Origin of the sequence: Corallococcus sp. AS-1-6 (assembly GCF_020037015.1) — a bacterium.
Classification (GTDB): Bacteria; Myxococcota; Myxococcia; order Myxococcales; family Myxococcaceae; genus Corallococcus.
Map to the genome: position 1 here is coordinate 28,974 of NZ_JAIQDE010000038.1, position 14,814 is coordinate 43,787.

A 14,814-nucleotide genomic window follows, 5' to 3' on the forward strand; every position below is an offset into this window, starting at 1 on the left:
GCGAGGGGAGACGCGAGCCTGCACGCGGCTACGTCGTCGCGGGCGCGGTGTCCGGCGCTTCGTCCGGCGTATCGTCGCCGGCGTCGCTGGCTCCGTCGGACTCGACCGGGGCCGTGGAGGCACCGTCCGCGCCGGGAGCACCACCAGCCGCCTGGGGCTTCTTGCCAGCACCCGGGGGCGGGGACTTGCGGGCGGCCGCCGCGGCCTGCCGCGCCTGCTCGCGCGCCTTCTGCGCGACCTTGGGCGTGGGGGCCAGGATCATGTACATCTGCCGGCCTTCCATGCGCGGCAACTGCTCCGCCACGGCCACGTCCTTCAGGTCCTTGATGACGTCATCGAGGATGGCGCTGCCCAGCTCCTTGTGCGTGATTTCACGCCCGCGGAACTGGATGACGACCTTGGCCTTGTTGCCCTCTTCGATGAACCGGCGGGTGTTGCGCACCTTGAACTCGTAGTCGTGCTCCTCCGTCTTGGGACGGAGCTTCACTTCCTTGAGCTGGATGACCACCTGGGTGCGCTTCGCGTCCGAGGCCTTCTTCTTCTCCTCGTACTTGAACTTGCCGTAGTCCATGATCTTGCAGACTGGCGGCTTGGCCATGGGGCTGACTTCGACCAGGTCGAGCGACTCGGAGCGAGCCCGCTCGAGCGCGGCCTCGATGGGCATGACTCCGAGCTGCGAACCATCGGAGCCCACGACACGGACTTCCCGCGCGCGGATGCGGCGGTTGGTTCTCTGGTCCCGGTTGGGACCGCGGCTGCTGTTTCTCTGTTCGCGAATGATGTGAACATCCTCCAAAAAGGGTTAGCGGACCCACCACCCGTGAAGATGTGGCGGACCCTCCAATGTGTCAGTCCCCTCCGGCGGAGAAGGCAGGCGGGCGGCCTTCCGCCCCTCGGGGCAGGGAGACGTGCAACGGACTCTATCCGGTTCACGTCCCCCAGGGGCAAGGTAACGCGGGGCACCCCCCATTCCCATGACCCCCTGTTGCCTATGATGCGCCCCATGGTGAAACGGTCCGCTGCGTCCGCCAGGGAGAGGACAGGATGCCGACCCTGGAGGGAGGTTGCGCTCGGGGCCGGGCTGGTGCTTGCCTGCCTGCCCGCATGCGGGCCGGTGGACGGCGGCCCTGGGGGGCCCCCCACCCCTGACAGTGCCCGGGGCCAGGCCCTGGTCCAGGGCTCGGACGCCCCCGGGGACCCGGCGGCGGTGGCGCTGGTGGCCCGGCGCACGCGCTGTGGAGGGGAGGCGCCGGTGCTCCTCTGCTCGGGCGCCCTCATCGCCCCGGACGTGGTGCTGACGGCGGCGCACTGCCTGGCCGTCTTCGGGGAGGCGGGCCCCTACGAGGTCTTCCTGGGCCCCACGCTGCTCCCGGAGCCCGGCCCCGGCGGGCGGTTCGTGCGGGTCACCCGGGCGGTGGCCCACCCCGGGTTCGTCCCGGCCACGCACGCCTGGGACGCCGCGCTCCTGCGGCTGGCGGTGCCCGTGACGGACGTCCCGCCCTTCCGGCTCCCCCAGGCGGGGGACGTCCCGGTGGCGCCGGGGGAGCTCGTGCGGGCGGTGGGCTACGGCGACACGAAGGACGCGGCCCGGCCCGCGGGCCAGCGGCGACAGGGGCTGCTCCAGGTGACGGCCGTCACCGGCGGCGCCTTCCAGGCCGGCCCCGCCCCGGCCATGACCTGCGTGGGGGACAGCGGCGGCCCGGTGCTGGGCGGCCCGGCGGGGAACGAGGTGCTCCGGGGTATCACCGTCAGCGGGGACGTGGCCTGCCGCGCGGAGGCGGTCCAGGTGCGGGTGGACGCGCTGGAGGACTTCCTCCGCCCCTTCCTGGAGGAGGCCCCGCCCCCCGCCCCCACCGGGACGCTCCCCCTGGACGCCCTCTGCGAGGAGGCCTGCGCGAGCGACGCGGACTGTCCCTCCGGCCTGCAATGCGTCACCGCCGGCGCGGCTCCCGCCCGGTGCCTCCTGCCCGCGCTCCAGGCCGGGACCTTCGGCGCGGCCTGCACGGAGGACGCGGCGTGCGGCGCCCGGGGCGTGTGCGCCCGCCTGGAGGTGGACGGGGACGGCGCCTGCCGCTGCTTCACCCCCTGCGAGGCCACCGTCGACCCGCCAACACCGGACCTGGACCGGCCCGACGTCAGATGTGGCTGCGGCAGCGGCCCCGGCGCCCTGGGCGCTACACTCGCCGTCCTGCTGGGGCTGTTCTGGCGACAGTCTCCTCGCGCGCTTTCAGGAGGCCGGTTCCGGGTGTGACTCCGCGTGAAAGCGCCTACAGAACCGCAAGTGTAGGCGAAACTCCGCGAATCCATTTCCGAGAATCAGGCATACACGTTTTCGGCAATCGCGAAGGTCCTTCCCCCCATGGACTACAAGATCAAGTCGGGCGACACGCTGAGCGCGCTGGCCAAGCGCTTCAACACGGACGTGGATTCGCTGGTGAAGGCGAACCCGAACATCACCAACAAGGACCTCATCTACGCGGACGCGACCCTCAACATCCCGGGCAGCAAGGATGAGTTCCAGGCGCAGGGCGTGTCCAAGGGGCCGGACCTGACGGGCGGGGCGCAGCAGACGCAGGGCGCGCAGCCGGTGGGGGACGTGCCGCCGGGCCAGGTGGGGGATTGGATCAAGCAGGCCATGGACATCCTCAAGGCCAACGGCGTCCCCACGGACAAGATGAACCCCCAGGACATCGCGAAGATCATCCAGCACGAGTCCAGCGGGAACCCGAACGCCATCAACCTCTGGGACTCCAACGCCCAGAAGGGCACCCCGTCCATCGGCCTGATGCAGACCATCCAGCCGACGTTCGACGCGTACAAGCTCCCCGGCCACGACAACATCCGCAACCCGGTGGACAACATCATCGCGGGCGTCCGCTACTCCATCGAGCGCTACGGCTCCGTGTCCAACGTCCCCGGCATCCAGGGCCTGAACAGCGGCAGCGGCTACGTCGGTTACTGACCGGCGCTGACAGGGCCCGGACGCACCGCGCCCCGCGGTGGAAGACGGTCGTCGCCGTCTCCCACGCGGGGCGTCGTCATTTCCGGAAGCGGGCCGTCAGCCCCCGTGCAGCGGAGAGCGCTCCCGCGGGCCACCCGCGCTCTTGATGTGGATCTGGCTGGGCGCCTTCTTGCGCCCCCGGAGCCCCGTGCCCCGGTTGTTGCGCTTGGGGCCATGGTCGCCAGCGGCGGGGCCCAGCGTCACGCGCTTCAGCTCCTTCTGCCGCAACAGCGCCGCCGCGTCGTCATGGGCCAGCGTCTTCCGCCCATTGCTGGCCTGCACACTCGCCTGGGCCGCATGGGGATCCACGCGCCGCCTGTTCTTGATGCCTGCCACTCGGGTCCGCACGGACATGAAGTCCTCCTTTGAGTTGAGGTAGGGACCCCGGCGGGGTGTTGCCATCCCTGGCGACGGGCGGGACAGGGGCCGCCCCGTGAGCATGCGGGACGCGGGCGCCCGGTGGCGCGGGATGACAGGGGGCACGCGGGCTGGCGGTCTCCCGGGAGCGGGAATCCCGCCCGGACCGCGCCGCGGCCTCAGGTCAGGTCTTCGTTGTCGCGGCGGGCGCGCTTCTTCGCCTTGGGCTTGCCAGGCCTGGCCGCCTTGGCCTTCTTCTTCTCCGTGGTCTCCGGCGGGAACAGCCAGCCGTCCTCGGGGCGGGGCTGGGAGGCGTTCACCGGCTCCAGGTGCTGGCCGCGGCAGCCCCGGCACCAGGACTGCGGACGGCGCTGGCCCTGGCTCATGATGCGGAAGCCGAAGTCCTGCTCCGTGGGCCCCACGTGGCCGCAGCGCGGGCAGCGCGTCATGGACGTGGTGCCCGTCTCCCGGGCCTTCTCCTTCCCGTGCTCCACCACCAGGGCGAGCGCGGCGGCGAACCCCAGCTTGCGCTCAGAGGGCACGTGGAACTGACGCGCGCGCTTGCGGGCGCCCCGGCCCATCACGGGCAGGAGGTCCAGGCCTCCCAGGAGGTTGCGCTGCTCCAGGACTCGCGACGGAGACGATGGCGGGGTCGAGTGGCTCACGCGATCATTTCTACGGGAGGGGTCTGACATGCCCGCTTCACGCGCCGGGTCGCCAGGTCCCGCTCCATTCGGAGGTCTGGACACATGTTCAGTAACCCCTGGCATTTCCAGGGGATTCCTCCCGGCGGCCGGGTGGGGGTGGGGCGCCTGGGGGCGGGGCCCGCCTGCCTGCCGGGCGCGGACCGGGGTGGGGGTGCCCACCTTCCAGGAGGTCCCATCCCCCCCTTTCACCCGCCGGAGGTGTGCCCATGGCCCAGGCCCACGACACCGAAACCGAGAAGCAGGAACGCCAGGCGCGGCGGCACGAAGCCCACGTGCGCTCCACCTACGCGGCGTTCATCCACCACCTGTGTGACTTGAGCGCCCTGCCGCCCGCGCTCGCGGAGTCCGCCGCCGTGTCGGTGCTGAGCGCGCTGGAGCGCCGGCTCATGCCCAACGGGGCGCGCAACCTGGAGTCCCAGTTGCCGCGGATGCTGGTGGAGTTCCTGCCGCCCCCGGAGGCGCGCCCCCCGCGCCCGCACCGCTTCGGCCGCGAGGAGTTCGTCGCGTCCGTGGCGGAGGACCTCCAGATGCCGGCGGACCAGGCGGAGCTGGTGGTCCGCGCGGTGCTGCGCGCCTTCCAGGACCAGATTTCAGAAGGCGAGGCGGACAAGGTCGCCAGCAACCTGCCCGCCGACCTGCAGGCCCTCTGGCGCCTCACGCAGTAGCCCACCGTGAGGCGCGGCTCGGATGGTCCCTGGCTACTCCGCGGGGCCGCTGCCCGCGCCGTCCCCGGTGGTGAACACCGGGGTGCCGCCGGGGATGCTGGGGTCGTGCGGGAGGCTGCCGCGCGGGCTGCGCAGGTAGACGAACGGCGTGGCGAAGAGGAAGTTGCTCACGCGCGACGTGTAGATGTCCGCGTAGCGCTCCACCTGCCGCGCCAGGTGGCTCTTGTCGTTGCCGGCGCGGGTGAGCAGGCCCCAGTGCGGGTTGGACAGCTCGCTGGCCGCGCGGGCCATGGGGCCCAGCTCCGCGTCCAGCGCCTCCAGCTCCGCGCGCAGCTCCGTGAGCCGCGTCACCAGCTCGCCCTCCGTGACGTCCGAGCGGGGGCCGTACTGGTGCCTGCGCCGCTGGAGCTCCAGGCGCACCTGGCAGCTCTCCGCCTCCAGGCGCTCCTTCTTGAGCATGCGCTCGCCAATGCGCACCTCGGTGGCGCGGAAGGCGGCGATGGCGCGCACCTCGTCCTCCAGCTCGCGCAGGATGAGCGCGGTGCGCCAACGCAGCACGTTCTTGCTGACGTGCACGTCGCCGAACATGTGGTCGCCCACGTAGAGGATTTCGTCGCCGGACAGGCCCAGGTGCCGCTCCAGCTCCAGCGCGCTGCCGCCGAAGTAGGGCTTGCTCTTGTCCAGCGGTCCGGAGTGCGGCCGCAGCAGCGCTTCACCATTCGCCTCCACCACCTCGAAGAGGGTGGAGCGGGTGGTGAAGAACTCGGGCTTGCGCGCGCTGACGATGACCACGTCGAAGAGCTGGCGCCAGGTCATGCCCTCGGGCAGGTGCCGGTCGAAGGCGAAGTGCATCATGGGCTCGGTGTAGGCCCACTCGCTGTTGGTGATGAGCAGCACCTTCTTGCCGGCGTTCTTCTGGTCCAGCAGCGCGAGCGGCGTCTCCGGGTCGTCGATGACGTAGCGCTCGGGGTCCGCGATGATTTCGGCCTTGAGGCGCCCCTGCATGTGCGTGGCGTCCAGGTTCTTGCGCACGTGCTCGTAGAGGTCCGCGTAGCCCATGGGGCCCGGGAGCTGGCCGGCGTCCAGGCGGTCCACGAGCTGCGCGTAGATGCAGGCCTCGGAGAGGGAGAACAGCGTGTTGAGGAACACCCAGCGCCGGTCCGCCAGGTCGATGACGGTGCGGGTATAGGCCTCGCGCTGGGACTCGAAGTCCATGGGGCGGCTGCCGTGCAGGGCCTTCTTCACGAAGCCGAAGCGGTTGGCCTTGAGGAGGTTGCCCTTGGCGGTGTCGATGATGAGCCCGCGGATGGCGAGCATCGGGTCGAACGTCAGGTCAGCGACGGGCCAGCCCTGCTCCACCAGCCGGTCGCGAATGTATTCGTACGCGCGGCGTTCCCACGCTTCCACGCGGTAGTGGATGAGCGTGTAGTCCATGTCGTAGCCCACGGCCTTGATGGCGCGCATGTTGAGGGTGCGGTTGCAGAACAGGCCGCGTTCGGGCGGGGGACCGGAGAAGTGAGGAGCCATGGGGCAAGGCTTGCCAAGGCTTGCACGCAAAGTCGAGCGGCCCGTGTGCCCGAGTCGCCCCGTGGGCAGGCCCGGGGCGTCCGGGTGTCGGAAAGATGGGATACAGGTGACGCACGCGCCGCGAAGGCCGGGCACGCGCGGAACCAAAGGGCAGACACATGTCGGGAATGACGCGGCGCTGGGGCCTGGCCCTGGCGGTGGTGCTGGCGGCGGGCGTGGCGGGGGCTCAGGAATGGGAGACGGTGGCGACGAAGCCCTTCGTGATCAAGGTGCGGCCCCGTCCGGGGACGAAGGCGAAGGACATCTGGGCGGAGGGCGAGCTCAAGGCGAGCGCGGCGCAGATCCAGACGGCGCTGGAGGACCAGGGCTCGTACCGGCTCTTCATGCCGTACGTGAAGGAGTCGCGGGTGGTGCGGCCCACGGAGGACGGCGGGCGGCTCACGTACACGCGCCTGGACCTGCCGGTGGTGTCCTCGCGCGACTACATCTGTCACGTGGTGACGGACTCGAAGGTCGCGCCGGACGGGACGGGCGTGTACCAGCAGCACTGGAAGGCGGAGCCGGACGCGTTCCCCGCCAGGCGGGACGTGGTGCGCCTGCGGCTGAACGAGGGCAGTTGGAGGGTGGAGCCGAAGGGCGAGGGCACGTCCTGGGTCGTCTACAAGTTCACGGTGGACCCCGGGGGTTCCGTGCCCGGGTTCCTGGCCAGCGTGGGGCAGAACGACGCGGTGGTGGACACGCTGCGCGCGGTGGAGAAGCGGGCGAGGTCGCTGCCCGTGGAGCCGCCGCCCACGAAGTAGAGGTTGGAGGTGGAGGGATGGAGGCAGGCGGCCCGGGTGTTCCTCCCGGACGCCATGGCTGACAACTCCAAGATTGAGTGGACGGACGCGACGTGGAACCCGGTGCGCGGCTGCGTGAAGCTGAGCCCCGGGTGCAAGCACTGCTACGCGGAGACGTTCGCGGAGCGGTTCCGGGGCGTGCCGGGGCACCCGTACGCGCAGGGCTTCGACCTGAAGCTCATCCCGGGGAAGCTCGCCGAGCCGCTGCGCTGGAAGGCGCCCCAGCGCGTGTTCGTGAACTCGATGAGCGACCTGTTCCTGGACGATGTCCCGGAGGCGTACATCGAGGCGGTGGCGCGGGTGATGGCGCTGGCGGACTGGCACACGTTCCAGGTGCTGACGAAGCGCGCGGAGCGGATGCAGCGGCTGTTGTCCACGCGGCTCGCGTTCGCCGCGAGGCTGCCCAACGTCTGGTGGGGCGTGAGCGTGGAGGACCGCAAGTACGGCCTGCCGCGAGTGAAGCACCTGCAAGCGGCGCCCGCGCGGGTGCGCTTCCTGTCCATCGAGCCGCTCCTGGAGGACCTGGGGCCGGTGGACTTCACGGGCATCGACGGAGTGATTGTCGGAGGCGAGAGCGGCGCGAAGGCGAGGCCGCTGGATCCCGACTGGGTGCGCTCGGTGCGCGAGCAGTGTGACGCGGCGGGCGTGGCCTTCTTCTTCAAGCAGTGGGGTGGCAAGCGCAAGGCGGCGGCCGGGCGCGTGCTGGACGGGCGCACGTACGACGCGCTTCCCCGGAGCACGGCGGCCCCGTTCCCGGAGGACGCGCGGCGCCTGCGCCTGCTGGAGGATGCCGAAGCGCTGGCCGCGCCGTGGCTGATGCCGCCCGCGGAGCTCAGCGCCGCCGCTTCAGCTTGAAGAAGTCGATGAGGGCCTTGAGCTTGGGCGCCACCTGGACGCGGCTGGGGTAGTAGAGGAAGAAGCCGGGGAGCGTGGCGGAGTACGGCTCGAGCACGCGCACGAGCCGCTTCTGCGCGAGCAGCTCCCGGACGCGGCTCTCCGGGACATAGGCGAGCCCCAGTCCGGCGACGGCGGCGTCCAGCACCAGCTCCGCGTCATCGAACGTCACGCGGCCCTCGACGGCGGCCTCGATGCGTTTTCCGCCGTCGCTCAGCCCCCAGCGGAGGAGCCCGCCGGTGGTCCGGCTGCGGTAGTTGATGCAGTCGTGGTCGCGCAGGTCGCGAGGGTGCTTCGGCTTGCCACGCGCCGCGACGTACGACGGCGAGCCCACCACATGCATGACGATGTCGCCGCTCACGGGGATGGCGATCATCTCGCGGTCCACGAGCTCACCGACGCGGAAGCCCGCGTCGAAGCCCTGCTGGACGATGTCGACCAGCGCGTCCTCCAGGTGGATGTCCACGCGGATGTCGGGATGGGCGGTGAGGAACTCCGCCAGCCGGGGCCCAAGCACCTCCTGATAGCCATACCGGGGCAGGGTCAGGCGCAGGAGCCCCGTGGGCCGGTCGCGAAGCTCGCCCAGGGACTCGAAGGCGTCCTGCACGCCGTGCAGCGCGGGTTCGAGCCGCGACAGGAAGCGCGAGCCGGCCTCGGTGAGCCCCACGCTGCGAGTGGTGCGCTGGAGGAGCCGCACGCCGACGCGCTCCTCCAGGGCGCGGAGGCTCTGGCTCACAGCGGAAGGGGTGACCCCGAGCTCCGACGCGGCGGCGGTGAAGCTGCGTCTGCGAGCCACCGCGAGGAACGCCATCAGGCCGGAGAGCTCGTCGCGCATTCCTTAGCGTAGCTACAAAGTGCTTCCAGAGACGACGCGTTTCGGAGCGGAGGCCCGGGGCGTACTTCATGGGCCACGGAGGCAGTCATGAACGCACAGGGCAAGGTCTGGTTCGTCACGGGGTCGTCGTCTGGGTTTGGCCGCAACATCGTGGAGGAGGTCATCGCCCGGGGGGAGCGAGTCGTCGCGACGGCGAGAGACCCGCGCACGCTGGAGGACCTGGTGGCGAGGGCCCCGGACCGGGTGCTGGCGGTCCGGCTGGACGTGACGAAGCCGGAGCAGGTGCAGGAGTCCATCACGGCGGCGCTGAAGCGCTTCGGCGCCATCGACGTGCTGGTGAACAACGCGGGCTACTCGGTGTTGGGAGCGGTGGAGGAGACGAGCGACGCGGAGCTGCGAGCGGTGTTCGAGCCGCTGTTCTTCGGAGCGGTGGCGATGACGCGAGCGGTGCTGCCGCACATGCGCGAGCGGCGGACGGGCATCCTCGTGCAGGTCTCGAGCCTGACCGGACTGGTCGGGTACCCGGGGGCGGGGGCGTACAGCGCGGCGAAGCACGCGCTGGAAGGCATCTCCGAAGCGCTGGCGAAGGAGGTCGCGCCCTTCGGAGTGAAGGTGCTCCTCGTGGAGCCGGGAATGTTCCGCACGAAGCTGCTGGGCCCCGGGTTCCGGCCGATGCCGGAGCTGCCGGCCTACGCGGAGTCGATGGGCCCCACGAGAGCCTGGGTGGCGCAGGCCGCCGGAGCGCAGCCCGGGGACCCGGTGAAGGCCGCGAAGGCCATCGTGGACGCGGTGGCCGCCGGAGCCCCGACGCTGCGCCTGTTCCTGGGGTCGGACGCCCCCGGAACCATCCGCGAGAAGCTCGCGCAGGTGCAGGACGACGTGAACCGCACGGAGCAGCTCGCACTGTCGATGGACTTCTGATCAGCGGGCCAGTGGCTCATCGTCCCATCCGGCGCGGGAGCGGCCCGCGTGGAGGCGTCTGACGTCCATCCATGCAGGCGCGTTCCCACTATCAGGGGATGGGAGCGTGGCGCTCACCGGGCGATGAAGCACCAGAGGCGTACAGCCCAAAGACCCAGGCTGCCCAGGAGGCCCGGACGCAGTCTGGCCTCCCGGGGATTCACCGCATGGGTGTGTTCGAGGTCCGGACACAAGACGCCAGAACCTGCCGGACAGGCGGACACGTTCTCCAAGACCGCACCCGCCACTGGCCCATCGCACGCTCCACCGAGCGCGGAGGGGACCCCAGGTCTCTCAATGTCCCCAGAAGCCGGCGCAAGATCGCCCAGGTCCTGTCCTTCCACGCCAGGGCATACCTCCGGCCTCCCGTCTTGTGCGGTGGCTGGCGCGAGGCGGCCAGGGACGCATGCCTCGTCGTGAGGGTCCTCGGGGGATGCGTGGTGCTGGGGGACGGGGGCAAAAGCCTGCAACAAATGCTCATCGCACGCCTTCATCCGCGTCGGCAGCTCGTGCTGAAGCGCTCGCGTGTCGCGCTCCGTCAGGGCATGCATTGCACAGAGGGCCCACTCGCGCAGCGCCCCGCCGCCCATGAGGGGCTGCAGTCGGTCCGCGACGCCCAGGAAGGCCCGCTGCAGGGACTGAACGAGGAGCACGTACCCGGGACGCTCCGCCACGCGGGCCGCCAGTCGCAGCAACTCGAACTCCACCTGCGCGCACCAGGCCCCCGACTCCCAGCGCGCCACGTCCTGCAACTTGAAGCACAGGTCCGCCAGCCGGTTCAGGTCCCGCGCGGAGGCTTTCGCGCAGCAGTCAACCAGGAGCTCCGCCAGCACCTGCCGCTTGAGGCTGAAATAGCCCTCCAGGAGCCACCGGGCGTCCGGGGAGCGCACGTCATGCAGCGCCACGCCCAGGTTCTCCAGGGTCAGTGATTCATCCAGAGCCACCGCGCGCGTTCTGCGCCCTGCGCGTTGCACCACCAGCCCCCGCGCCGCCAGACGCCGCAGGGCCTCGCGGATGGTGCCCCGGCATACTCCATAGTGACGCGCCAGCTTCGCTTCCGAGCCGAACCCCCCGCTCGGGTGCAGCCGCCCCAGCGCGATGTCGCGCTCGATTTGCGCTTCCACGTAAGTCACGAGCCCGCCCCGTCCCATCCCCATCCCCTCCTCCGTTTCAGCATCGCCATCCAACCATGGGGGTCTGACACGGACGCGAGGCCCGCATCGCCCGCCGGGGGGGCGCCCCCCGGCCCCGGTCGATGAAAACCTGTCCGACAGTCGGACAAGTTCTCGGCTTCGGGCTTCAGGCTGTTTGAACCTGTCCGACTGTCGGACAGGTTTCCCGGTTGCGCGCCCGGCGGGCGGCCTCCGTCCGTGGCGTTGCTTCGCGTCCGATGAGTCACTGAGAGGCGGAGGTGCCCTGCCCGGCGTAGGTTGATCAGATGGTGGGAAATCGCACTCCTGGCAGGACGAGCAGTTGTGTGCCTGCCGCGTCCTGGAGCTCCAACGTGTAGACGCCGCGAGCCTCCCGGAGCTGTGCTTCGGCTTCCACGATGATTCGCGCGGTTCTGGCTTCGGACCTGGGGGGCACCTCAATGACTTCCACGACCCGCAGGGTCTGATGATTCGAACCGCCGAGAATCGCCCTGGTGACCGTGCCGGGCAGGAGCGTACTTCCTGGGAACTCCAACTGCACTGCGACCCGTCGCGCGGAACGGAAGGTCCTGACCTGGAACCCTGCGTTGGAAGGACCCTCGAGCTGCAACGCCTGGACTCCCCTTTGCTCCAGGAGCGCCGCGGAGAGCATCGCCGCCAGTCCTACGTCGGGACAGACTTGCTCGGGAGGGGGGATGACCGCGTCGCCGGACGTGCCTCCATCAGCGACTGCCAGGAACGGAAGCAGGAACAGGAGCACTTGTCCTCCTATTCGTCGTATCGCCACACTCCCCGCACGGACATCATGTTGGGAACGACGGCGGTGTTCTCGTCTCCTCCCTCGCTGCGAGGAACGCCCCGCGTGCGGTCATCCAGGAACCAGAGCTCGATACAAACGGGGAGTGTTTCACCTGTTTTGTTCTGACGCAGTTGGGTGAAACGACCGTAGACCCGTTTGGAACCGACGTAGAGCGTGCCGGTCAACATGGAGCCGTGCCGCACCTCCCCCTCACTGCCGAGGGTGTAGACAGCGGCGCGTCCCTCACGGACGGTCACGAACTGGGAGTGTGTGTTCGGATCGAATTTGGCGGCCCACTGCATGCCCTCGATCTCCAGCTTCTGCATGGCCGCCTGCGCATCCAATGGACAGTCCTCGGCGGGAGGCGTGGGCCGGTCCACCAGGGGCGCGCTGGCGCAGGCCATTCCCGCCATGCAGGACGCAAGCGTCGCGGCCTTGAGCGCACGGACAGGTTTTGGAGACGGCGGGGCAGGGGGCTTGATCGTCACGGGAGTGTGTTCCTCTTTCTTCACCGCCACGGGGGCGGCGACGGGAACACTGTGCGGGCGGTCTGGCGGACTCGCCAGTTTATGACCAACAGGGGCGGAAACACTCTCCGGGACCCGTGGGGTTGTATGGCGAGTCCAGCCCCGCAGCAGGACCTCCCAGGTCCGGGGGCCCGCGAGCAGCAACCCCAGGCAGGCCACCACTCCCACCCAGCCCCAGGCCGGGAACCGGCGCGGAGCCGCTGGCTCGGGCGCGGGCCGGGGCCTGGGCGCGGGCGTCAGGTATGGCTGCGCCGGCCACGCCGGACGGCGGATCTGATTCGGCGTGCCCGGAATCTCGTCGAAGAGGTGCGCCTCGAACGCCGCCGCTCCCCCCGAGAGCAGCCCCCGCATCAGCTCCGAGTGCGCCGCCTCCCCCGTGCGCGGGCGCTGCTCCGGCTCCTTCTCCAACAACCGCAGGATGGCCCTCGACAGGGGCTCCGGCACCTGGGGGTTGATGTCCCGGGGAGACGGCGGCAGCCGCTCCGTGATGGCCACCGCCAGCAGCTCCGGCTCCTGCCCCGGCGGGAACGGGTAGTGCCCTGTCACGGTCCGGTAAAGGCACACACCCAGGGCATACAGGTCATCCGACTCCCGGTATGGGTAGCGCAGCTCCGGCTGCCTCCAGTGACGCTGCTGGAAGCGGATGGCCTCCGGACTGCGCAGGTGCAGCGTCCCCGGGGGCAGGGTGGTGGTCGTGAGCGTCGCGGCCCCCGCCTGGTCCCCGGCCCCGAAGTCGATGAGCACCGGCACCTGCTCCCTCGCGCGGACCAGGATGTGCTCCGGCTTCAGGTCGCGGTGCAGCACGCCTCGCGCATGCAGCACCCCCAGCGTCATCGCCACCGAGCCGCCCACCATCGCCACCTGCCGGAACGTGGGGTTGACCGTCTCCGCCCAGAGGTGGAGCGCCAGCCCCTCCACGCAGTCCATGACGAAGTACGGCAGCCCCTCCACCGGATCCGGCCACCGCCCCGTGGCATGCACCCGCACCACGTTCGGATGCCACGCCCGGTCCAGCAACAGCGCCATCTCCCGCAGCGCCCGGGCCGGGTCCGGGTGCAGCGACAGCTTGAGCGCGAAGCCGCGCCCCGGCGCGGCCAGCGGCTCCACCCGGTAGACCGCGCCGTACCCGCCCACCCCCAGCGTCCCCTGCACCCGCCAGCCCCCCACCACCGCGCCCGGCTGGAGCGCCCCCGGGAACACCTGTGACCCGTCCTGACCCATGGACCCGAAGGGTCGCATGAAGCGCACTCAACCTGGAAGGTCACTCGGGGCCAGGGACCGGAGGCAACCCTGCGCCTGTGTGTTCCTACGTCAGGAAGTCTCGCCTCATGGATCCGGACGGAATGGTCCCAGCGGAACTCAGGGGCAGTGACTGAAATGTGACAGGGGATTGGCGCGCATCAGGCCGGTGCTGTCAGACGGATTTGATGTATTAAGCCGCGCCTCATCGCAGCTCTCCCCCCATTCAGGAGTTCCTGATGCGTCGTATTGGCTCAGCCCTTCTTGCCGTGAGCATGCTCGTTGGTTGCGGTCCGGGTACCCAGGCGGAGACTCCCTCCGAGTCCGCCCCGGCCGCCGAGCAGCAGCAGCAGGCCCCCATCCTCACGACGACGAACGTCGACGTGGCCATCGAGTGCTCCGGCATCCTCGAGTTCGCGAACACGGCGTCGTACGCCATCCTGGACCGCTACCTGCCCAGCAACGTGGTCACCAACATCGTGAACCGCCGCGCCACCGCGCCGTTCACGTCGCTGGCGGACCTGTCCTCCGTGCCGCTCGTCGGCCCGACCCGGCTCAAGCAGTTGGAGGGCGGCGCCCGGACGCTGGACTACATCGACGCGGACTGTGTCGGCATCATGGATGGCCTGGCCATCTCCCGTGACGACCAGGCCGCCATCGTCGCGCTGGTGAACAGCATCGACGACTCGGAGCTGCACGACGTGCTGCCGGACGCGTGGAACGGCGCCGTCAACCTGCTCAACACCCGCCCCTTCACCACCGCGCAGCAGATCGCCGACACGGCGGGCATCGGTGAGGTGAGCTTCCGCAACATCCGCAACTCCGCCACCCTGAGCCGGCCGTTGGAAGCGCTCTTCACCGCCATCAACGCCATCCCCTCCAACGGCTCGTATGGCGCCACCACGCTGCGCCACTTCGACTGGTGGAACATCGCGTCCGCCGGCCACTACTACCGTGACGACAAGACCTGCTTCGGCCTGGAGCCGAGCAGCGTCCCCTCCGGCGCCGCCATCCGCCCGAACCTGGCCGACGCCGCCGAGGTGCGCGCCGAGGTCCAGCGCGCCTTCGCCTACGTCAACGGCAACGGCCACATCTCCACCGCGGTCCGTGACGCGGGCTTCGCGAACCTGGACGCGCTGACCCAGGGCCGCTCCTTCAAGGGCTGCATCATCACCTACGAGAACGACCCCTGGAGCCGCAACACCGTCCACATCTACGTGGACACCGTGAACGGCTTCAGCGTGATGACCGAGACCTGGTGGGCGGAGTAGTCCTCCCCCCCCCTGACGTCCCCGCCGTCCCGAAGCCCCGGG

At 70.3% G+C, this 14,814-nt stretch carries 15 protein-coding genes; 7 read left to right on the plus strand and 8 right to left on the minus strand.

Going from position 1 to position 14,814, the window contains the following annotated elements; all coding sequences use genetic code 11:
• Positions 1–28: 28 nt before the first annotated feature.
• Positions 29–781, minus strand: a complete 753-nt coding sequence (infC, locus tag K8612_RS35030; protein ID WP_223765464.1) for a translation initiation factor IF-3 — start codon at positions 779–781, stop codon at positions 29–31.
• Between the two features lie 303 nt (positions 782–1,084).
• Here infC and K8612_RS35035 point away from each other — a divergent pair, with 303 nt between their 5' ends.
• Together K8612_RS35035 and K8612_RS35040 are read left to right on the plus strand one after the other, a co-directional pair.
• A complete protein-coding gene (locus K8612_RS35035; protein ID WP_223765434.1) occupies positions 1,085–2,251 on the plus strand; it encodes a trypsin-like serine protease in 1,167 nt (388 codons plus the stop codon).
• A 108-nt stretch (positions 2,252–2,359) separates the two neighbouring features.
• Positions 2,360–2,962 (plus strand): transglycosylase SLT domain-containing protein, encoded by a 603-nt coding sequence (locus tag K8612_RS35040; protein WP_223739660.1) that lies wholly within the window; start codon positions 2,360–2,362, stop codon positions 2,960–2,962.
• Between the two features lie 96 nt (positions 2,963–3,058).
• Here K8612_RS35040 and K8612_RS35045 read toward each other — a convergent pair whose 3' ends face one another.
• Together K8612_RS35045 and K8612_RS35050 are read right to left on the minus strand one after the other, a co-directional pair.
• Positions 3,059–3,355, minus strand: coding sequence for a hypothetical protein (locus tag K8612_RS35045; protein ID WP_223739659.1), 297 nt, complete (start codon positions 3,353–3,355; stop codon positions 3,059–3,061).
• Between the two features lie 182 nt (positions 3,356–3,537).
• Positions 3,538–4,053, minus strand: coding sequence for a hypothetical protein (locus K8612_RS35050; protein WP_223739658.1), 516 nt, complete (start codon positions 4,051–4,053; stop codon positions 3,538–3,540).
• Positions 4,054–4,271: 218 nt separating this feature from the next.
• Between K8612_RS35050 and K8612_RS35055 the strand changes: the two genes are divergently transcribed.
• On the plus strand, positions 4,272–4,730 hold the full coding sequence (locus K8612_RS35055; RefSeq protein WP_223739657.1) for a DUF2267 domain-containing protein: 459 nt from the start codon (positions 4,272–4,274) through the stop codon (positions 4,728–4,730).
• A 33-nt stretch (positions 4,731–4,763) separates the two neighbouring features.
• Here K8612_RS35055 and K8612_RS35060 read toward each other — a convergent pair whose 3' ends face one another.
• Positions 4,764–6,257, minus strand: coding sequence for an HAD-IG family 5'-nucleotidase (locus K8612_RS35060; RefSeq protein ID WP_223739656.1), 1,494 nt, complete (start codon positions 6,255–6,257; stop codon positions 4,764–4,766).
• Positions 6,258–6,415: 158 nt separating this feature from the next.
• Between K8612_RS35060 and K8612_RS35065 the strand changes: the two genes are divergently transcribed.
• Positions 6,416–7,057, plus strand: coding sequence for an SRPBCC family protein (locus K8612_RS35065; RefSeq protein WP_223765435.1), 642 nt, complete (start codon positions 6,416–6,418; stop codon positions 7,055–7,057).
• Positions 7,058–7,111: 54 nt separating this feature from the next.
• Positions 7,112–7,951 carry a DUF5131 family protein gene (locus K8612_RS35070; RefSeq protein ID WP_223765436.1) on the plus strand — a complete coding sequence of 280 codons (840 nt, stop codon included), beginning with the start codon at positions 7,112–7,114 and terminating at the stop codon, positions 7,949–7,951.
• Here K8612_RS35070 and K8612_RS35075 read toward each other — a convergent pair.
• Positions 7,929–8,825 carry a LysR family transcriptional regulator gene (locus K8612_RS35075; RefSeq protein ID WP_223765437.1) on the minus strand — a complete coding sequence of 299 codons (897 nt, stop codon included), beginning with the start codon at positions 8,823–8,825 and terminating at the stop codon, positions 7,929–7,931. The two genes, K8612_RS35070 and K8612_RS35075, sit on opposite strands and share 23 nt — an antisense overlap.
• 87 nt (positions 8,826–8,912) lie before the next feature.
• Here K8612_RS35075 and K8612_RS35080 point away from each other — a divergent pair, with 87 nt between their 5' ends.
• The gene (locus tag K8612_RS35080; RefSeq protein ID WP_223739652.1) at positions 8,913–9,746 is read left to right on the plus strand and encodes an oxidoreductase; all 834 of its coding nucleotides are present in this window, start codon (positions 8,913–8,915) and stop codon (positions 9,744–9,746) included.
• Positions 9,747–9,859: 113 nt separating this feature from the next.
• Here K8612_RS35080 and K8612_RS35085 read toward each other — a convergent pair whose 3' ends face one another.
• The 3 genes from K8612_RS35085 to K8612_RS35095 all read right to left on the minus strand — a co-directional run bounded on the left by K8612_RS35085 (position 9,860) and on the right by K8612_RS35095 (position 13,501).
• Positions 9,860–10,942, minus strand: a complete 1,083-nt coding sequence (locus tag K8612_RS35085; protein WP_223739651.1) for a FadR/GntR family transcriptional regulator — start codon at positions 10,940–10,942, stop codon at positions 9,860–9,862.
• 277 nt (positions 10,943–11,219) lie between these two features.
• Positions 11,220–11,696, minus strand: a complete 477-nt coding sequence (locus tag K8612_RS35090) for a DUF2381 family protein (protein WP_223739650.1) — start codon at positions 11,694–11,696, stop codon at positions 11,220–11,222.
• Positions 11,697–11,704: 8 nt separating this feature from the next.
• On the minus strand, positions 11,705–13,501 hold the full coding sequence (locus K8612_RS35095) for a serine/threonine-protein kinase (RefSeq protein WP_223765438.1): 1,797 nt from the start codon (positions 13,499–13,501) through the stop codon (positions 11,705–11,707).
• Positions 13,502–13,740: 239 nt separating this feature from the next.
• Between K8612_RS35095 and K8612_RS35100 the strand changes: the two genes are divergently transcribed.
• Positions 13,741–14,772 (plus strand): hypothetical protein, encoded by a 1,032-nt coding sequence (locus K8612_RS35100; protein WP_223765439.1) that lies wholly within the window; start codon positions 13,741–13,743, stop codon positions 14,770–14,772.
• Positions 14,773–14,814 lie beyond the last annotated feature (42 nt).